This is a genomic window from Burkholderia sp. MSMB1078WGS (genome assembly GCF_001528895.1).
In the GTDB taxonomy this organism is placed as follows: domain Bacteria; phylum Pseudomonadota; class Gammaproteobacteria; order Burkholderiales; family Burkholderiaceae; genus Burkholderia.
Genome location: NZ_LPDI01000009.1, coordinates 16,297 through 31,885, shown reverse-complemented (window position 1 = coordinate 31,885; position 15,589 = coordinate 16,297). Strand labels below are relative to the sequence as shown.

The 15,589-nt window shown below is 68.2% G+C and carries 18 protein-coding genes; 12 read left to right on the top strand and 6 right to left on the bottom strand.

The features are described 5' to 3' along the window. Positions 1 to 4 precede the first annotated feature (4 nt). Positions 5 to 1,390: an L-serine ammonia-lyase gene (locus tag WT24_RS02230; RefSeq protein ID WP_059790007.1), complete on the bottom strand. Its 1,386-nt coding sequence runs from the start codon at positions 1,388 to 1,390 to the stop codon at positions 5 to 7. Positions 1,391 to 1,677: 287 nt separating this feature from the next. Between WT24_RS02230 and WT24_RS02225 the strand changes: the two genes are divergently transcribed. From WT24_RS02225 to denD, 8 genes are all read left to right on the top strand, one after another. Beyond that, complete coding sequence (locus WT24_RS02225) at positions 1,678 to 2,751, top strand: GlxA family transcriptional regulator (RefSeq protein ID WP_059502747.1); 1,074 nt, start codon at positions 1,678 to 1,680, stop codon at positions 2,749 to 2,751. 191 nt (positions 2,752 to 2,942) lie between these two features. Further along, positions 2,943 to 3,647, top strand: coding sequence for a FadR/GntR family transcriptional regulator (locus tag WT24_RS02220; RefSeq protein ID WP_059502178.1), 705 nt, complete (start codon positions 2,943 to 2,945; stop codon positions 3,645 to 3,647). Between the two features lie 58 nt (positions 3,648 to 3,705). Further along, positions 3,706 to 4,596 (top strand): L-threonate dehydrogenase, encoded by an 891-nt coding sequence (gene ltnD, locus WT24_RS02215; RefSeq protein ID WP_012339469.1) that lies wholly within the window; start codon positions 3,706 to 3,708, stop codon positions 4,594 to 4,596. A 19-nt stretch (positions 4,597 to 4,615) separates the two neighbouring features. Continuing rightward, positions 4,616 to 5,917: a 3-oxo-tetronate kinase gene (gene otnK / locus WT24_RS02210; RefSeq protein WP_060030848.1), complete on the top strand. Its 1,302-nt coding sequence runs from the start codon at positions 4,616 to 4,618 to the stop codon at positions 5,915 to 5,917. Further along, positions 5,914 to 6,552: an aldolase gene (locus WT24_RS02205; RefSeq protein WP_059502174.1), complete on the top strand. Its 639-nt coding sequence runs from the start codon at positions 5,914 to 5,916 to the stop codon at positions 6,550 to 6,552. Before otnK ends, WT24_RS02205 begins: the two co-directional genes overlap by 4 nt. Positions 6,553 to 6,673: 121 nt before the next feature. Then, complete coding sequence (locus WT24_RS02200) at positions 6,674 to 7,999, top strand: MFS transporter (protein WP_060030845.1); 1,326 nt, start codon at positions 6,674 to 6,676, stop codon at positions 7,997 to 7,999. 75 nt (positions 8,000 to 8,074) lie between these two features. After that, positions 8,075 to 8,851, top strand: a complete 777-nt coding sequence (gene otnI, locus WT24_RS02195; protein WP_060030844.1) for a 2-oxo-tetronate isomerase — start codon at positions 8,075 to 8,077, stop codon at positions 8,849 to 8,851. Between the two features lie 28 nt (positions 8,852 to 8,879). Next, positions 8,880 to 9,851 (top strand): D-erythronate dehydrogenase, encoded by a 972-nt coding sequence (gene denD, locus WT24_RS02190; RefSeq protein ID WP_060031116.1) that lies wholly within the window; start codon positions 8,880 to 8,882, stop codon positions 9,849 to 9,851. A 246-nt stretch (positions 9,852 to 10,097) separates the two neighbouring features. Here the strand turns inward: denD and WT24_RS02185 are convergent, their stop codons facing one another. Both WT24_RS02185 and WT24_RS02180 read right to left on the bottom strand, forming a co-directional pair. Then, positions 10,098 to 10,373: a DUF4148 domain-containing protein gene (locus WT24_RS02185; RefSeq protein WP_060031113.1), complete on the bottom strand. Its 276-nt coding sequence runs from the start codon at positions 10,371 to 10,373 to the stop codon at positions 10,098 to 10,100. Positions 10,374 to 10,445: 72 nt separating this feature from the next. Then, positions 10,446 to 10,790 carry a DUF4148 domain-containing protein gene (locus WT24_RS02180; RefSeq protein ID WP_060030841.1) on the bottom strand — a complete coding sequence of 115 codons (345 nt, stop codon included), beginning with the start codon at positions 10,788 to 10,790 and terminating at the stop codon, positions 10,446 to 10,448. Positions 10,791 to 11,001: 211 nt separating this feature from the next. Between WT24_RS02180 and WT24_RS02175 the strand changes: the two genes are divergently transcribed. The 3 genes from WT24_RS02175 (at position 11,002) to WT24_RS02165 (ending at position 13,281) form a co-directional block, all read left to right on the top strand. After that, the gene (locus WT24_RS02175; RefSeq protein WP_059502164.1) at positions 11,002 to 11,691 is read left to right on the top strand and encodes an aspartyl/asparaginyl beta-hydroxylase domain-containing protein; all 690 of its coding nucleotides are present in this window, start codon (positions 11,002 to 11,004) and stop codon (positions 11,689 to 11,691) included. Between the two features lie 100 nt (positions 11,692 to 11,791). Continuing rightward, positions 11,792 to 12,061 (top strand): MoaD/ThiS family protein, encoded by a 270-nt coding sequence (locus WT24_RS02170; protein WP_059502162.1) that lies wholly within the window; start codon positions 11,792 to 11,794, stop codon positions 12,059 to 12,061. 71 nt (positions 12,062 to 12,132) lie between these two features. Next, a complete protein-coding gene (locus WT24_RS02165) occupies positions 12,133 to 13,281 on the top strand; it encodes a hypothetical protein (protein ID WP_060030838.1) in 1,149 nt (382 codons plus the stop codon). On the opposite strand, the gene WT24_RS02160 is transcribed toward WT24_RS02165, so the two are convergent. Beyond that, positions 13,268 to 14,212: a LysR substrate-binding domain-containing protein gene (locus WT24_RS02160; RefSeq protein ID WP_060030834.1), complete on the bottom strand. Its 945-nt coding sequence runs from the start codon at positions 14,210 to 14,212 to the stop codon at positions 13,268 to 13,270. The genes WT24_RS02165 and WT24_RS02160 overlap by 14 nt on opposite strands. Before the next feature lie 138 nt (positions 14,213 to 14,350). On the opposite strand from WT24_RS02160, the gene WT24_RS02155 reads away from it, so the two are divergent. Beyond that, positions 14,351 to 14,776: a PACE efflux transporter gene (locus WT24_RS02155; RefSeq protein ID WP_059790071.1), complete on the top strand. Its 426-nt coding sequence runs from the start codon at positions 14,351 to 14,353 to the stop codon at positions 14,774 to 14,776. A gap of 7 nt (positions 14,777 to 14,783) precedes the next feature. Here WT24_RS02155 and WT24_RS02150 read toward each other — a convergent pair whose 3' ends face one another. Both WT24_RS02150 and WT24_RS35160 read right to left on the bottom strand, forming a co-directional pair. Next, positions 14,784 to 15,410 (bottom strand): trimeric intracellular cation channel family protein, encoded by a 627-nt coding sequence (locus WT24_RS02150; protein WP_059789981.1) that lies wholly within the window; start codon positions 15,408 to 15,410, stop codon positions 14,784 to 14,786. Beyond that, entirely contained in the window at positions 15,407 to 15,535 is a 129-nt protein-coding gene (locus WT24_RS35160) for a hypothetical protein (protein WP_257127290.1), read from the bottom strand. Before WT24_RS35160 ends, WT24_RS02150 begins: the two co-directional genes overlap by 4 nt. Between the last annotated feature and the right edge of the window lie 54 nt (positions 15,536 to 15,589).

Here is a 15,589-nt window from a genome sequence, read left to right as displayed (position 1 = left end):
TTCGTTAGCATTCGATGACGTTCACGGCGAGGCCGCCGCGCGACGTTTCCTTGTATTTCGTCTTCATGTCAGCGCCGGTTTCGCGCATCGTCTTGATCACGGAATCGAGCGATACGTAGTGCTGGCCGTTGCCCTTGAGCGCCATGCGCGACGCGTTCAGCGCCTTGATCGCACCCATCGCGTTGCGCTCGATGCACGGGATCTGCACGAGCCCGCCCACGGGATCGCAGGTCATCCCGAGGTTGTGCTCCATGCCGATCTCGGCCGCGTTCTCGACCTGGTCGGGCGTGCCGCCCATCACGGCGGCGAGCGCGGCGGCGGCCATCGAGCACGCGACGCCCACTTCGCCCTGGCAACCGACTTCCGCGCCGGAGATCGACGCGGTTTCCTTGTAGATGATCCCGATCGCCGCGGCCGTCAGCAGGAATTCGACGATGCCGGCTTCGTTCGAGCCCGGCACGAACTTCACGTAGTAGTGCAGCACCGCGGGGATCACGCCGGCCGCGCCGTTGGTGGGTGCGGTGACCACCCGGCCGCCGGCCGCGTTCTCTTCGTTCACGGCCATCGCATACAGGTTGACCCAGTCGAGCATCGACAGCGGGTCGCGCAGCGACTCTTCCGAACGCGCGCGCAGGCGGCCGTTCAGTTCGGCCGCGCGGCGCTTCACGCGCATCGGGCCCGGCAGGTCGCCCTCGACCTTGCAGCCGCGCTCGACGCACGCGGCCATCGTGCGCCAGATCGCCATCAGCCCGGCGCGCACTTCGTCGGCCGGACGCAGCGCGGATTCGTTGCGCAGCATCAGCTCGGCGATCGACAGCCCGTGTTCGCGGCACTGGCGCATCAGGTCGTCGCCGGTGCGGAACGGATACGGCACGTCGACCGCCGCGCGCACGCCGTTCACGCGATCGCCGTCGCGATTCACGACGAAGCCGCCGCCGACCGAGTAATACTCTTTCTCGACGAGCAACTGGCCGTGTTCGTCGAATGCCTGGAAGCGCATCCCGTTCGGGTGCACGATGCCGGTGCCGCTCATCAGCTTGCGATAGAAGCCGATGTGTTCCTTCTCGTCGAAGCGGACCGTCTGCTTGCCGAGCAGCGTCAGCGACTTCTCCGCACGGATCGCGGCGAGCCGCGGCTCGATCAGGTCGGGATCGATCGTGTCGGGCAGGTGGCCCTCGAGGCCGAGCAGCACGGCCTTGTCGGTGCCGTGGCCCTTGCCGGTCGCGCCGAGCGAGCCGTACAGCTCGACCCGCACGCGGCGCACGAAGCCGAGCAGGTTCGCGTCCTCGACGTGCGACGCGAAGCGGCACGCGGCGATCATCGGGCCGACCGTATGCGAACTGGACGGGCCGATGCCGATCTTGAACAGGTCGAACGCGCTGACGTTCATCTGGCTTCCTTTGGGTTGCATGCGTGAAATGTCGTTGGGCCTCAGTACATCAGGGCGTAAAATCGGCCGATAGAACAAAAACGGCATCGGCGTGGGATAGCGCCGCCAAGCGCCGCGCCGGCCGCCCGGAAAGTGCGTTTTGGCGATGGTTCGCGACGAAAAACCACAAGTCCGGCCACGGCCGATCGGCGACGCTGGCTGCATCCGTGCCGCCCTCCGGCAGCCGTAGCCCGCAAACAGAGTGAAACGAGTGAGACCGCCTTACCGGCGTGACGAGATTGGCCGCGATGACCCCCGACGTACCCGCTTCCCCCCTCGCAGAACCCGCGCCGCGGCGCATCCGCTTCGGCATCGTGCTGCTGCCGAACTTCACGCTGACGGCCTTCTCGGGCTTCGTCGACATGCTGCGGCTGTCGGCCGACGACGGCGACTACAGCAAGCCCGTGCGCTGCGCATGGAGCGTGATCGGCGAGACGCTCGCGCCGGTGCGCGCGAGCTGCGGGATCCAGATCACGCCGTGGGAGACGTTCGACGCGGCCGAGCCGTTCGACTATGTGGTGGTGGTTGGCGGGCTGCTGCATTCGGGGCCGCAGGCCGGCCCTGAAACGCTCGACTTCATCCGCCGCGCGGCGACGGGCGGCGCGACGGTCGTCGGCATCTGCACCGGCGTGTTCACGCTGATGCGCGCCGGCGTGCTCGACGGCTACCGCACCTGCGTGAGCTGGTTCCATTACTGGGACTTCATCGAGCGCTTTCCGTCCGCCGATCCCGACCTGCTGATCGCCGACCGGCTGTTCGTGATCGACCGGCGCCGGATCACGTGTTCGGGCGGCCGCGCGTCGATCGACGTCGCCGCCGCGATCCTGCTGCGCCATTTCGATCACGCCACCGTGCAGAAGGCGCTACGCATCCTGCTCGTCGGCGAGATGCAGAAAGGCAACGCGCCACAGCCGCATCCGCCGGGCCTCGAACCGGCGACGCATCCGAAGGTCAAGCGCGCGATTCTTCTGATGGAACAGCACGTGGGGCGCGCGCTGCCGCTCGAGGAACTGGCGTGCAAGCTCGACCTGTCGACGCGGCAGCTCGAGCGGCTCTTCAAGGCCGAGACCGGCAAGAGCCCGCAGGCCTTCGCGAAACAGGTGCGGCTGCGCACGGCCGCGTGGCTGCTGACGAGCTCGGACCGCACCGTCGCCGATATCGCGTCGAGTTGCGGATTCGCCGATGCATCGCACCTCGGGCGCGAATTCCGCAAGCAGTTCGGCGTGCCGCCGGCGACGTATCGCGAGCGCGGCGGCGACGTGGCCGAAGTCGATGCGATGCCCGATGCGTCGGCCGACGCCGTCGAGGACCTCGCCGACTGACGGCCCAGAGGCGTCCGCCCTCTTCGTTGGCCGATGGCAGAACCGCACACGTTCGCATCGGTTTCGGCGCTTTTGGAACCGGTTCCAATCAATTTAACCGACGTTGTCCTCCATAAAACGAGGGTTATCCCGGATGCTGATGCGCACTCAAATTTGTATGATGACCACATCACCCTACAAACTTGAGCATCATGTTCGAAAAAATTCCGGCCCGCGCGATGAGCGACCATGTCGCGCAGCAACTGCTCAAGCAGATCGAAGTGGGCAGTTTCGCGGCCACCGGCAAGCTGCCGACCGAAGCCGTGCTCGCGCAGGAATTCGGCGTGAGCCGCACCGTGATCCGCGAGGCGATCTCGCGGCTGAAGAACGAAGGCGTGGTCGAGCCGCGCCAGGGCAGCGGCGTGTTCGTGAACCAGCACGGCGCGATCCGGCCGCTGCGCATCGACTACGCGGAAGCCGTCGAGGCGAGCTCGCTGCCGCACCTGCTCGCGGTGCGCCGCGCGATCGAGGCCGAAGTCGCGGCCGAAGCCGCGCTGCACCACACCGACGACGACATGGCCGACATCGACGACGCGCTGCGCAAGATCGATGCAGCAGTGGCCGAAGGGCGCGACGGCGTGGCGGAAGACGTCGCGTTCCACCGCACGATCGCGGCCGTCACCGGCAACCCGTATTTCCTGAAGACGCTGCAGTTCCTGAACCAGTACCTCGAAGCCGGCGTGAAGGTCACGCGGGGCAACGAAGCGACGCGCGACGATTTCTCGCGGCAGGTGCGCGACGAACACGCGGCGATCGCCGATGCGATCCGCGCGCGCGACCCGATGGCCGCCCGCAACGCGGCGCGCACGCACATGTACAACGCCGCCCGCCGCCTCGCGGAAGCCGGCATCTGCTGAAGCCGGCGGCGCCCGCCGCCGCTGTCCGGAACCTCTCCCGAATCGATCAAGGTTGACCATGTCAAGAAATGTTGGAGTCATCGGCCTCGGCGCGATGGGCCTCGGCGTCGCACGCTCGCTGCTGCGCGCCGGCCTGCGCGTCCATGCATGCGACGTGCGCGACACCGTGCTGCAGGCATTCGCCGCCGAAGGCGGCATCGCGTGCGCGACGCCGGCCGAACTCGGTGCGCAGTGCGACGTCGTCGTCACGCTCGTCGTCAATGCCGCGCAGACGGAAACGGTGCTGTTCGGCGAACACGGTGCGGTCGCGGCGATGAAGCCCGGCGGCATCGTGATCGCGAGCGCGACCGTCGCGCCTGAATTCGCGGTCGCGCTCGGCGCGCGCATCGAAGCGGCCGGCCTGCAGATGCTCGACGCGCCCGTGTCGGGCGGCGCCGCGCGCGCGGCCTCCGGCGAGATGACGATGATGACGTCCGGCCCGGCCGCCGCGTATGCGGGCTGCGAGGACGTGCTCGCGGCGATCGCCGGCAAGGTGTACCGCCTCGGCGACGCACACGGCATCGGCTCGAAAGTGAAGATCATCAATCAATTGCTGGCCGGCGTGCATATCGCGGCGGCGGCCGAAGCGATGGCGCTCGGCCTGCGCGAAGGCGTCGATGCCGACGCGCTGTACGACGTGATCACGCACAGCGCCGGCAATTCGTGGATGTTCGAGAACCGCGTGCCGCACATCCTGAACGGCGACTACACGCCGCTGTCGGCCGTCGACATCTTCGTGAAGGATCTCGGCCTCGTGCTCGACACCGCGCGCCGCAGCAAATTCCCGCTGCCGCTGTCGGCCACCGCGCACCAGATGTTCATGAGCGCGTCGAGCGCCGGCCACGGCGGCGAGGACGATTCCGCCGTGATCAAGACTTTCCCCGGCATCACGCTGCCGCCCGCCCGCTGATTCGAACGACGTTCCTGCCATGACCGCTTCCGCTTCCCGTCCCCTGCTCGGCTGCATCGCCGACGATTTCACCGGCGCGACCGATCTCGCGAACATGCTCGTCAAGAGCGGCATGCGCACCGTACAGACGATCGGCGTGCCCGCCGACGGCGAGGCTGCCGACACGATCGTCGACGCCGACGCGATCGTCGTCGCGCTGAAATCGCGCACGATTCCCGCCGCCGACGCCGTCGCGCAATCGCTCGCCGCGTACGAATGGTTGCGCGCGCAAGGGTGCCGCCAGTTCTTCTTCAAGTACTGCTCGACGTTCGATTCGACCGACGCAGGCAACATCGGGCCGGTGGCCGACGCGCTGCTCGATGCGGCCGGCGGCGACTTCACGATCGCGTGCCCGGCGTTCCCCGAGAACGGCCGCACGATCTATCGCGGCCACCTGTTCGTCGGCGACGTGCTGCTGAACGAATCGGGGATGGAGCATCATCCGCTCACGCCGATGAAGGATGCGAACCTCGTACGCGTGCTGCAGCAGCAAACGAAGTCACCGGTCGGCCTGATCCGCTACGACACGATCGCGCTCGGCGCGGCCGCCGTGCGTGCGCGGATCGACCAGTTGCGCGCGGAAGGTGTGCGCTTCGCGATCGCAGACGCGCTGTCGGACCGCGACCTCTACGTCCTCGGCGAAGCGTGCGCGGGCTTGCCGCTCGTTACCGGCGGCTCGGGCATCGCGCTCGGCCTGCCCGCGAATTTCCGCCGCGCGGAGCAACTGCCCGAGCGCGACAACGCGGCGTCGCTGCCGCGCATCGACGGCCTGTCGGCCGTGCTCGCCGGCAGCGCGTCGAAGGCGACCAACGCGCAGGTCGCCGCGTGGCGCGCGACGCGGCCGAGCTTCCGCATCGATCCGCTCGCGGCATCGCGCGGCGAGCCCGTCGTCGAGCAGGCGCTCGCCTTTGCGCGCACGCACCTGCCGCAACCCGTGCTGATCTATGCAACGGCCACGCCCGACGAAGTGAAGGCCGTGCAGCAGGCGCTCGGCGTCGACGCGGCCGGCCATCTCGTCGAAAGCACGCTCGCGGCGATTGCCCGCGGGCTGCGCGAACTCGGCGTGCGCAAGTTCGTCGTCGCGGGCGGCGAGACGTCCGGCGCGGTCGTGCAGGCGCTCGACGTGAAGTCGCTGCAGATCGGCGCGCAGATCGACCCGGGCGTGCCGGCCACGGCCACCATCGACGCGCAGCCGCTCGGCCTCGCGCTGAAATCCGGCAACTTCGGCGCGACGGACTTTTTCGACAAGGCGCTGCGCGCGCTGGACGGAGCCGCACGATGAGCGACGAAGCGAAACTGCGCGAAGAGATCTGCGTGGTCGGCGCGAGCCTGTATGCGCGCGGCCATGCGGTCGGCAGCGCCGGCAACATCAGCGCGCGTCTCGCGGACGGCTGGCTGATCACGCCGACCGACGCGTGCCTCGGCCGGCTCGACCCGAACGACATTGCGAAGGTCGGCGCCGACGGCCAGCCCGTATCGGGCGGCAAGCCGTCGAAGACGCTCGCGCTGCATCGCGGCATCTACGCGCGCAACGCGGACGCGCATGGCGTCGTCCACACGCATTCGACGCATCTCGTCGCATTGACGCTCGCGGGCGTGTGGCGCGACACCGACGTGCTGCCGCCGATCACGCCGTACTACGTGATGAAGGTCGGCCACATCCCGCTGATCCGTTACCGCCGCCCCGGCGACCCGGCCGTCGCGGCCGAAGTCGCGGCGCTGGCCGACCAGGTGCGCGGCGTGCTGCTCGATCGCCTCGGCCCCGTGATGTGGGGGCCGTCGGTGTCGCACGCGTCGTATGCGCTCGAGGAACTCGAGGAAACGGCGCGGCTGTGGCTGATGACGCAGCCGAAGCCCGAACCGCTGTCCGACGCCGCGCTCGACGAATTGCGCCAGACCTTCGGCGCGCGCTGGTGACGCACCGCGCATCCGATACCGATTCACATGCCCGCTGTGTGCGCGGGCCCTTCCGTCAGCACACACATACGAACCGGCAGCCTACGCGCCGCCGGCACACGACGTCCTTGGAGACACGACGATGACTGCTCTCGACGCGGCCGCAAGCCGCTCGCCCGCCGCGGCCGCCCAGTCGGGCGAACTCGACCGCACCTACAGGAAAGTGTTCTGGCGCATCGTGCCGTTCCTGATGCTCTGCTACGTGGTCGCGTATCTCGACCGCGTGAACGTCGGCTTTGCCAAGCTGCAGATGTCGCAGGATCTCGCGTTCAGCGAAACCGTGTTCGGGCTCGGCGCGGGGATTTTCTTCCTCGGCTACTTTCTGTTCGAACTGCCGAGCAACCTGCTGATGCACCGTCTCGGCGCGCGCATCTGGATCGCGCGGATCATGATCACGTGGGGCGTGCTGTCCGCGCTGTTCGCGTTCGTGAAGACGCCGACGCAGTTCTACGTGCTGCGCTTCCTGCTCGGCCTCGCGGAAGCCGGCTTCTATCCGGGCGTGATCCTGTACCTCACGTACTGGTTCCCGTCCCATCGCCGCGCGAAGATCATCGCGGTGTTCATGTCCGCGATTCCGGTGTCGGGCATCTTCGGCAACCCGCTGTCGGGCTGGATCATGGAGCGCTTCCACGGCGGCTCGGGCTTCCACGGCTGGCAATGGATGTTCATGATCGAAGCCGTGCCGGCCGTGCTCGTCGGCATCGCGACGATCCTGTATCTCGACAACGGCATCCGCAGCGCGAAATGGCTCGACGAGCGCGAGAAGCAACTGCTCGAAGACGAAATCGCCGCGCAGCCACAGGAACAGCAGAACCACGGCCATTCGCTGAAGGCCGTGTTCTCGGACCCGCGCATGTGGTGGATGTCGCTGATCTACTTCGCGTTCGTCACCGGCCAGTACGGGCTCACGTTCTGGATGCCGACGCTCGTGAAATCGACCGGCATCACCGATACGCTGCAGATCGGCCTGCTGTCGGCGATTCCGTTCGTCGTCGCGATCGTCGTGATGAACCTGTTCGGCCACAGCGCGGACAAGCGCCGCGAACGCCGCTGGCACCTGATCGTGCCGGCGCTGATGGGCGCGCTCGGGTTTGCGGTCGCCGCGTCGTACTCGCACAATACGGCCGTGTCGATCGTGTTCCTGTCGCTCGCGGCAGGCGGCGTGCTGACCTGCGCCCCGCTGTTCTGGTCGCTGCCGACCGCGTTCCTCGCAGGCTCCGCGGCCGCGGCCGGGATCGCGATCATCAACTCGGTCGGCAACCTCGCCGGTTTCGCGAGCCCGTACGTGATCGGCTACCTGAAGGACGTCACGCACAGCACGTCGTCCGGCATGTACGTGCTGGCCGCGATGCTCGTGATCGGCGCGATCGCCGTGTGGCTCACGCCCGCGAAACTCGTGAACCGCTGATACGCCGCCGGCCGATTCATCATTCGACGCGGAGCGCACGGCGCTCCGCGCCATTCATTCACAGGACGCTCCGTCATGCCACGCTTCGCCGCCAACCTCTCGATGATGTACACCGAGCATGCGTTTCTCGAACGCTTCGCCGCTGCCGCTCGCGACGGCTTCAAGGCCGTCGAGTACCTGTTCCCGTACGACTTCGCCGCCGAGGACATCCGTTCACGTCTCGACGCGCACGGCCTCGAACAGGCGCTGTTCAACGCGCCGCCGGGCGACTGGGCCGCGGGCGAACGCGGCATCGCATCGCTGCCGGGCCGCGAGGACGAGTTCCGCCGCGGTATCGACCAGGCGCTCGACTATGCACGCACGATCGGCAACAGGAAGCTGCACGTGATGGCCGGCATGGTGCCGCCGGGCGCCGATCGCGCGCGCCATCGCGACACCTATCTGTCGAACCTGCGGCATGCGGCGCAGGCGGGGGCCGCGCACGGCATCACGATCCTGATCGAGCCGATCAACCCGCGCGACATGCCCGGCTATTTCCTGAATCGCCAGGACGACGCGCAGGCGATCTGCGCGGAAGTCGGCGCGCCGAACCTGAAGGTGCAGTTCGACTGCTATCACTGCCAGATCGTCGAAGGCGATCTCGCGATGAAACTCCAGCGCGATTTCGCGGGCATCGGCCATATCCAGATCGCGAGCGTGCCGGAACGCCACGAGCCGGACGTCGGCGAACTCAACTACCCGTACCTGTTCGCGCTGATCGACGCGCTCGGCTACGACGGCTGGATCGGCTGCGAATATCGGCCGAAGGCCGGCACGTCCGAAGGCCTCGGCTGGCTCAGGCCGTACCTGTGATTCCCGTATTCCCGAAAGGATGAAGAACATGAAAGTACTGATCACCGGCGGCGCCGGCTTTCTCGGCCAGCGTCTCGCGCGCAAGCTGCTCGAGCGCGGCGAACTGACCGGCCCCGACGGCCGTGTCGAGACAATCGACGAGCTGGTGCTGCTCGACGTCGTCCAGGGCAACGATTTCGGCGATGCGCGCGTGACGTCGATCGTCGGCGACATCGCCGATCGCGCGGTGCTCGAACGCGCGATCGACACGCGCACGGGCGCGATCTTCCACCTCGCGGCGATCGTCAGCGGGCAAGCCGAAGCCGATTTCGATCTCGGCATGCGGATCAACCTCGACGCATCGCGCACGCTGCTCGAAGTGTGCCGCGCGCGCGGCCACCGGCCGCGCGTCGTGTTCACGAGCTCCGTCGCGGTGTACGGCGGCGCGCTGCCCGACGTCGTGCAGGACGACACCGCGCTGAACCCGCAATCGTCGTACGGCGCCGAGAAGGCCATCGCGGAACTGCTGCTGTGCGACTACGCGCGACGCGGCTTCGTCGACGGCCGCGTGCTGCGGCTGCCGACCATCAGCGTGCGGCCCGGCCGCCCGAACGCGGCCGCGTCGTCGTTCGCGAGCGGCATCATCCGCGAGCCGCTGAACGGCGAGGAAAGCGTGTGCCCGGTGCCCGGCTCGACGCGGCTGTGGCTGCTGTCGCCGCGCGGCGCGATCGACGCGCTGGTCGCCGGTTGCGAGATCGACGCCGCGCAGCTCGGCAACAAGCGCGTGATCAACCTGCCGGGGCTGTCGGTATCTGTCGACGAGATGATCGCGGCGCTGCGCGAAGTCGCGGGCGACGCGGTCGTCAAGCTGATCCGCCATGCGCCCGACGAACGCGTCGAGAAGATCGTCGGCAGCTGGCCGGGCCGCTGGGATACGTCGCGCGCGGAAGCACTCGGGCTGAAGGGCGACACGTCGTTCGCGGACGTGATCCGCAGCCATCTCGCCGACGAGCGGCGCTGATGTGCGCCGGGCCGGGCTGCACCGCCGCGGCCCGGCCGATTTTCCGACGCGCCACGACGCGCGTTGCGTCCCGCCCGCCTGCCTGTCCGGACGCGTCACGTCGAACGCGAGCGCCTGCATGACGCGCGCATCGGCGCCGGGACAACATCGCACCACCACGCCATACGATTCGTATCCGTGCGCCCCCCAGCGCGCGTGTCTGCCGCGATGCCGACGGTCTCTCGCAGCACGGGTACATATCGGCCCCTAGTTGCCGCTCTGCGCCGGCATGCCGGGTTCGGCCGCCCGCGTCGTCGACGCCGCCATGCGCGCCCGTTCCTGCTCGGCGAGCTTCGCTTCCGCGGCCTGGATGTCGGCCGGATACTCGCCGTCGTCGCCCTTCGCCGGGTCGTACCCGGCCGCTTCCAGACGCATCAACTCCTCGCGAACCTGCGCACGCGTCAGCGGCGCGGCCGCTTGCGCGAATGCCGACTGACCGACGAGCGCTCCGATCATCGTCAGTAGTGCGATATATGTTTTCATCATGAGCTCCTTCAATGGGACGTAACGATCAACCACGGGACAGGCGTGACCTGCGCATGCAGGCGGGTGGGATCAGCTGCCGAAATAGATCGTGCAGAAGCTCGCGGGGCCGACGCATGCGGCGGCGCCCGGACGCCGCGACATCGCCGCCGGCTTGCCCGCTTCGGACGACATGGCCGGATCGCTGCCGACCGCCGTGCTGGCCTGCCGCTGCGGCATCCGCTCGGCTTGGTTCTGGAACAACGGGCTCACGTCCGGATACGACGTATCGGTCACGAAGCGCAACCCGCCGTTTTCGGCGTCGATCAATTCCTGCCGGACCTGCGCGCGCGTGAGTGCCTGTGCGGACGCTTGCGTCGCGACACCTGTGACAGACATCGCCACCATCGTGGCGGCCAACAGCCAGTGCTTGTTCATGTTCCACTCCTTCAGAAGTCAACGAGACGATGTGCTACACCCGTATGACGACGGAGGAGGCATGTTTATTCCCGGCCTGCCGGGCCACCCTTGCCGGACCTTCATCGAATTGTCATTCGTTCGTCAGCCGGCGTAACCTGACGTAACGCAACGCCCGTCGTGCTTCGGGCAGACTGACCACCACTTCATCCGGACCACCCATCGATCGACCATGTCCGCCGCTTACGACCATGCAGCCGCCCTGCTGCGCACGCTGTACGACCGCCATATCGACAGCGGCGCGGTGCTCGACACGGCCGCATTCCCGGATGCCGAGCGATTCGTGCGCGCGTGGCCCGCGATCCGCGCGGAGGCGCTCGACGTAGCACGCGACATGCCGCGCATCCCGCGCTTTCACGACATCATGCGCGAGCAGTACGACATCTCGGCCAACGACGCGCGCGACTGGCGCATGTTCATCATGCAGGCGTACGGCCAGCCGTTTGCGCGCAACCTGTCGCGCTGCCCGACCGTCGCGTCGCTCGTCGCGACGTCGCCGGACGTGCTGTCCGCGTCGCTGTCGTTCCTCGCGCCCGGCAAGCACATCCCGCCGCATCGCGGGCCGTTCCGCGGCATCCTGCGCGGCTATCTCGTGCTGTCGATGCCCAGGCGCGCGGACGGCACGCCGGCCGCCGTGCTGAAGGTCGACGGCCGCGAATACCGACTCGACGAAGGCCGCTTCCTGCTGTGGGACGACACGTTCACGCACGAGGTATGGAACGACAGCGACGCCGTGCGGATCGTGCTGCTGCTCGATATCCGGCGGCGCGGGATGCCGCGCTGGCTCACATGGCTGTCGAATGCGGTGATCGGCGTCGTGCGGCTCGGGATCCGGATCAGGGGGCGGTCGATTCCGGTCTAGCAGCCGCGCCGCGCACGGCAGTGCCGTTTCCCCTTTCGGCGCCCGCCGGATCGCCTAAACTACAAGCCATCCCTTCGTGCGGCTCCTGCCAGCTACCGCCATGGCGCACCTCTTCTTCGCCGCATCGATCCAGCGGCATGTCGAAACGCCCGAGCGCGACATCGACGCGCGCACGGTCGGCGAAGCATTCGACACCATTTTCAGCGAGCAACCGCGGCTGCGCGGCTACATCGTCGACGACCAGGGCGCGCTGCGAAAGCACCTGTCGGTGTTCATCGACGGCCAGCCGATCCGCGACCGGCAGCGCCTGTCCGACGCGCTCGGCGACGCCAGCCGCGTGTATGTCGTGCAGGCGCTGACCGGCGGATAAAGGGACGCACGGGCGCATCCCTCCATACCAAGTGCCGTCGCGCCAAGGCGGACCATCCGGAGACACCGCATATGAACGATCGACTGCTCGTCGCCACCCGCAAGGGCCTGTTCGTCCTGCAACCCGACGGTAACGGCGGCTGGACGCTCGGCGAACCGCATTTCATCGGCGAGCCCGTCAGCATGGCGCTCGCCGACCCGCGCGACGGCACGCTGTATGCGGCGCTCAATCTCGGCCATTTCGGCGTGAAGCTCCACCGGCTGCGCGCGGGCGCCACCGACTGGGAGGAATGTGCGGCCCCGGTTTATCCGCCGCAGCCCGCCGATGCGTCGGCCGCCCGTACCGACACGCACACGGGCAGCGGCGACGCCGACGACGCGCCTGCGGGGGCGCCGCAGCCGCCGTGGACCCTTCAGCAGATCTGGTCGCTCGAAGCCGGCGGTGCGGACGAGCCCGGCGTACTGTGGGCCGGCACGATTCCCGGCGGCCTGTTCCGCTCCGGCGACTACGGCGATTCATGGGTACTCAACCGCGCGCTGTGGGATCGCCCCGAACGCGCCGAATGGGGCGGCGGCGGGTACGACGCGCCGGGCATCCATTCGGTGATGGTCGATCCGCGCGACAGCCGACACGTCGCCGTCGGCATCTCGTGCGGCGGCGTCTGGCAGACCGTCGACGGCGGCGCGACATGGCGTGTGACCGCGGAAGGCATGGAAGCCGACTACATGCCGCCCGAGCGACGCGGCGAGCCGAACATGCAGGATCCGCACCGCGTCGTGCAGTGCGCGGCCAATCCCGACGTGCTGTGGACGCAGCATCACTGCGCGATCTTCCGCTCGACCGACGGCGGCGAACACTGGCGCCGCATCGAAGCGCAACCGTCGAGCTTCGGTTTCGCGGTGGCCGTGCATCCGCACGAACCGGATACCGCGTGGTTCGTGCCGGCCGTGAAGGATGCGTGCCGGATTCCGGTGAACGGCCGGTTCGTCGTCACGCGCACGCGCGACGGCGGCCGCAGTTTCGAGAGCCTGTCGAACGGGTTGCCGACCGCGCCCGCGTACGACCTCGTGTACCGGCATGGGCTCGCGGTCGACGATTCCGGCACGCGCCTCGCGATGGCGTCGACGACGGGCGGGTTATGGACGTCCGTCGATGGCGGCGACCATTGGCGACAGGTATCGGCGCATTTGCCGCCGGTGTATTGCGTCAGGTTCGGTTAGCGGCGCGAGACGCGCCGGGCGCCATCCGCGCCACCGCATCGCGCGTCCGTGCGATTTCCGCTTCGAGCCAGTCGAGAAACCGCCTGACCTGCGGCTCGCGCTCCCGCCCCGGCCGGCACAGCGCGACGAAGCGCGCACCGTCGAGCCGCACCGCGGGCTCGATCGGCATCAACGCACCGCGCTCCACATGCTCGGCGGCCAGCACCGAGCTGAGCAACGCGATACCCTGCCCGTGCAGCACGGCCTGCAATGCGTAGTGCTCGTCGTCGTAATGGCGAAACACCGCGCGCTCGAGCCATGCTTGCCGGCCCGCCGCACGACACCACGACGCCCAGTCGACCGACACGGGCAGCGGCGTATCCCACACGGTCTCGATCAGGTCGAGCGGCTCGTCGGTGCGATCCGCATCGAACCCGGCGGCCGCATACGCGCCGAAATACTCGTCGATCAACGCAATCTCGTGCAGCGCGGGAAACTTGCGCGACGTCGCGCGAATCGCGAGATCGATCCGCGCCTCGCGCTCGAGATCGACGAGCGCGTTCCCCGTTTCGACCTTGATGTGCAGATGCGGATCGACACGGCGAAACGCACCGAGCCGGGGAATCAGCCACATCGCCGCAAAGGCCGGCGTGGTGGTCAGCACGAGCGGGCGCTCGTCGGCCGCGTCCGGCCGCACGGCGTCGAGCCCGCGGCTCAATGCCAGCAACGCTTCGTGGCTCGCGCGAAACAGTCGCTCGCCTTCTTCCGTCAGCCGCACGCCGCCTGCGCCGCGCTCGAACAGCAGCACGCCGACGCGGCTCTCCAGCGACTTGATCTGGTGCGACACGGCAGCCGGCGTCACGGACAGCTCGTCCGCGGCGGCCTTGAACGTGCCGAGCCGTGCCGACGATTCGAATACACGCAAAGCGGTCAGGGGGATTTTCGAGAACACGGAGCCTCGCGGATCGAATGCGGCCGGGTTGAATTCGGTTCAATCGGGGTGAGATTAGGTGAATTGAAACGGGCGCGCAACGCGGCTAGCCTTGCGGGACGTTGCGGCATGGCGCCGCCGTCGAACCGGAGGAACCCCGTGCAAGGCCTACCGCGCAGGATCACGCAGGCGGTGCTCTACGAAGCGATCGCCATTTCCTGCATTTCGCCCGCGATCGCGGCGATCTTCAAGCAGGACCTCGTCTATTCGGGCGCATTGTCGGCGACGATGTCGGCGATCGCGATGCTGTGGAACATGATCTTCAACGCGCTGTTCGAACGCTGGGAAGCGTCGCGGCGGCAGCCGGCGCGTACGCTCGGGCGGCGGATCCTGCATGCCACCGGATTCGAAGGCGGGCTGATCTTCATCCTCGTGCCGGTCGTGTCGTGGTGGCTCGACATCACGTGGTTCGATGCGTTCGTCGTCGATATCGGGCTGTTCGCGTTCTTCTTCTGCTACGCGTTCGTGTTCCAGTGGGCGTTCGATCGCGTGTTCGACGTGCCGGCGGCGACGAAGGGGTCGTGAACAGGCTCTACGCCCCCGCGGCAATTTTCGGCAACTGCCAGCCGAAGCGCACCGCCGCCATCCGCAGCGCAAAGCACGCGGCGCCGCCGAGCACGGCCGCGACGACGGGCGGGCAACCGAGTCGCCGGCACGACACGACGACGACCGCGCCGAGCAGCGCCGCACTCGCATAGATATCCGTGACCAGCACGACCGGTATCCGCGCAAGCAGCAGATCGCGCACGACGCCACCCCCGCAGCCGGTCACGGCGCCCATCAGCGTCGCAATGAACGGATGGACACGGAATTCGAGCGCCTTCACCGCGCCCGCGACCGCGAACAATGCGAGGCCGGCCGCATCGAGCGTCGTCAGCAGCGACGGCGAGAACGACGCGACCCGTGCATGAAACACGAACGCGAACAGTCCCGCGGCGAACGCGAGCGCCGGATAACGCCAGTCGCTCACGGCGCTCGGCGGGCGGGCGCCGATCAACAGGTCGCGAATCACGCCGCCGCCGAGCGCGACGACGAGCGACAGCACCATCACCCCGAACAGATCGAGTCCGGCGCCGATCGCCGCATTAGCGCCTTCGATCGCGAACACCGCCGTGCCCGCGAGATCGGCGGCGAGCACCACTTGCTCGATGCGCTTCATGCGAATGAACGGCCGACGTACCGGATCGTCCGGCTGCAGCCTGCGTCGACCGAAGCGATCGCGCCATTCGGCCGCGTGCCGGCTGCGTACAGCCGCCGGGATGCATCGAGGGGGTTGCGGGTCATTGCCGTCTCCTTGGCGGGGATCGAGCAGTCTAGCGCATCGCCCGCCGGCCGTTG

Excerpts from the sequence above, each read along its gene's own strand:
- WT24_RS02200 (WP_060030845.1), top strand. The coding sequence starts at position 6,674 with ATGACTGCTCTCGACGCGGCCGCAAGCCGCTCGCCCGCCGCGGCCGCC.
- WT24_RS02185 (WP_060031113.1), bottom strand. The coding sequence starts at position 10,373 with ATGAAAACATATATCGCACTACTGACGATGATCGGAGCGCTCGTCGGT.
- WT24_RS02205 (WP_059502174.1), top strand. The coding sequence starts at position 5,914 with ATGAGCGACGAAGCGAAACTGCGCGAAGAGATCTGCGTGGTCGGCGCG.
- WT24_RS02225 (WP_059502747.1), top strand. The coding sequence starts at position 1,678 with ATGACCCCCGACGTACCCGCTTCCCCCCTCGCAGAACCCGCGCCGCGG.
- otnI (WP_060030844.1), top strand. The coding sequence starts at position 8,075 with ATGCCACGCTTCGCCGCCAACCTCTCGATGATGTACACCGAGCATGCG.
- WT24_RS02180 (WP_060030841.1), bottom strand. The coding sequence starts at position 10,790 with ATGAACAAGCACTGGCTGTTGGCCGCCACGATGGTGGCGATGTCTGTC.
- WT24_RS02175 (WP_059502164.1), top strand. The coding sequence starts at position 11,002 with ATGTCCGCCGCTTACGACCATGCAGCCGCCCTGCTGCGCACGCTGTAC.
- WT24_RS02150 (WP_059789981.1), bottom strand. The coding sequence starts at position 15,410 with ATGAAGCGCATCGAGCAAGTGGTGCTCGCCGCCGATCTCGCGGGCACG.
- WT24_RS02165 (WP_060030838.1), top strand. The coding sequence starts at position 12,133 with ATGAACGATCGACTGCTCGTCGCCACCCGCAAGGGCCTGTTCGTCCTG.
- WT24_RS35160 (WP_257127290.1), bottom strand. The coding sequence starts at position 15,535 with ATGACCCGCAACCCCCTCGATGCATCCCGGCGGCTGTACGCAGCCGGC.
- WT24_RS02230 (WP_059790007.1), bottom strand. The coding sequence starts at position 1,390 with ATGAACGTCAGCGCGTTCGACCTGTTCAAGATCGGCATCGGCCCGTCC.
- ltnD (WP_012339469.1), top strand. The coding sequence starts at position 3,706 with ATGTCAAGAAATGTTGGAGTCATCGGCCTCGGCGCGATGGGCCTCGGC.
- WT24_RS02220 (WP_059502178.1), top strand. The coding sequence starts at position 2,943 with ATGTTCGAAAAAATTCCGGCCCGCGCGATGAGCGACCATGTCGCGCAG.
- denD (WP_060031116.1), top strand. The coding sequence starts at position 8,880 with ATGAAAGTACTGATCACCGGCGGCGCCGGCTTTCTCGGCCAGCGTCTC.
- otnK (WP_060030848.1), top strand. The coding sequence starts at position 4,616 with ATGACCGCTTCCGCTTCCCGTCCCCTGCTCGGCTGCATCGCCGACGAT.
- WT24_RS02170 (WP_059502162.1), top strand. The coding sequence starts at position 11,792 with ATGGCGCACCTCTTCTTCGCCGCATCGATCCAGCGGCATGTCGAAACG.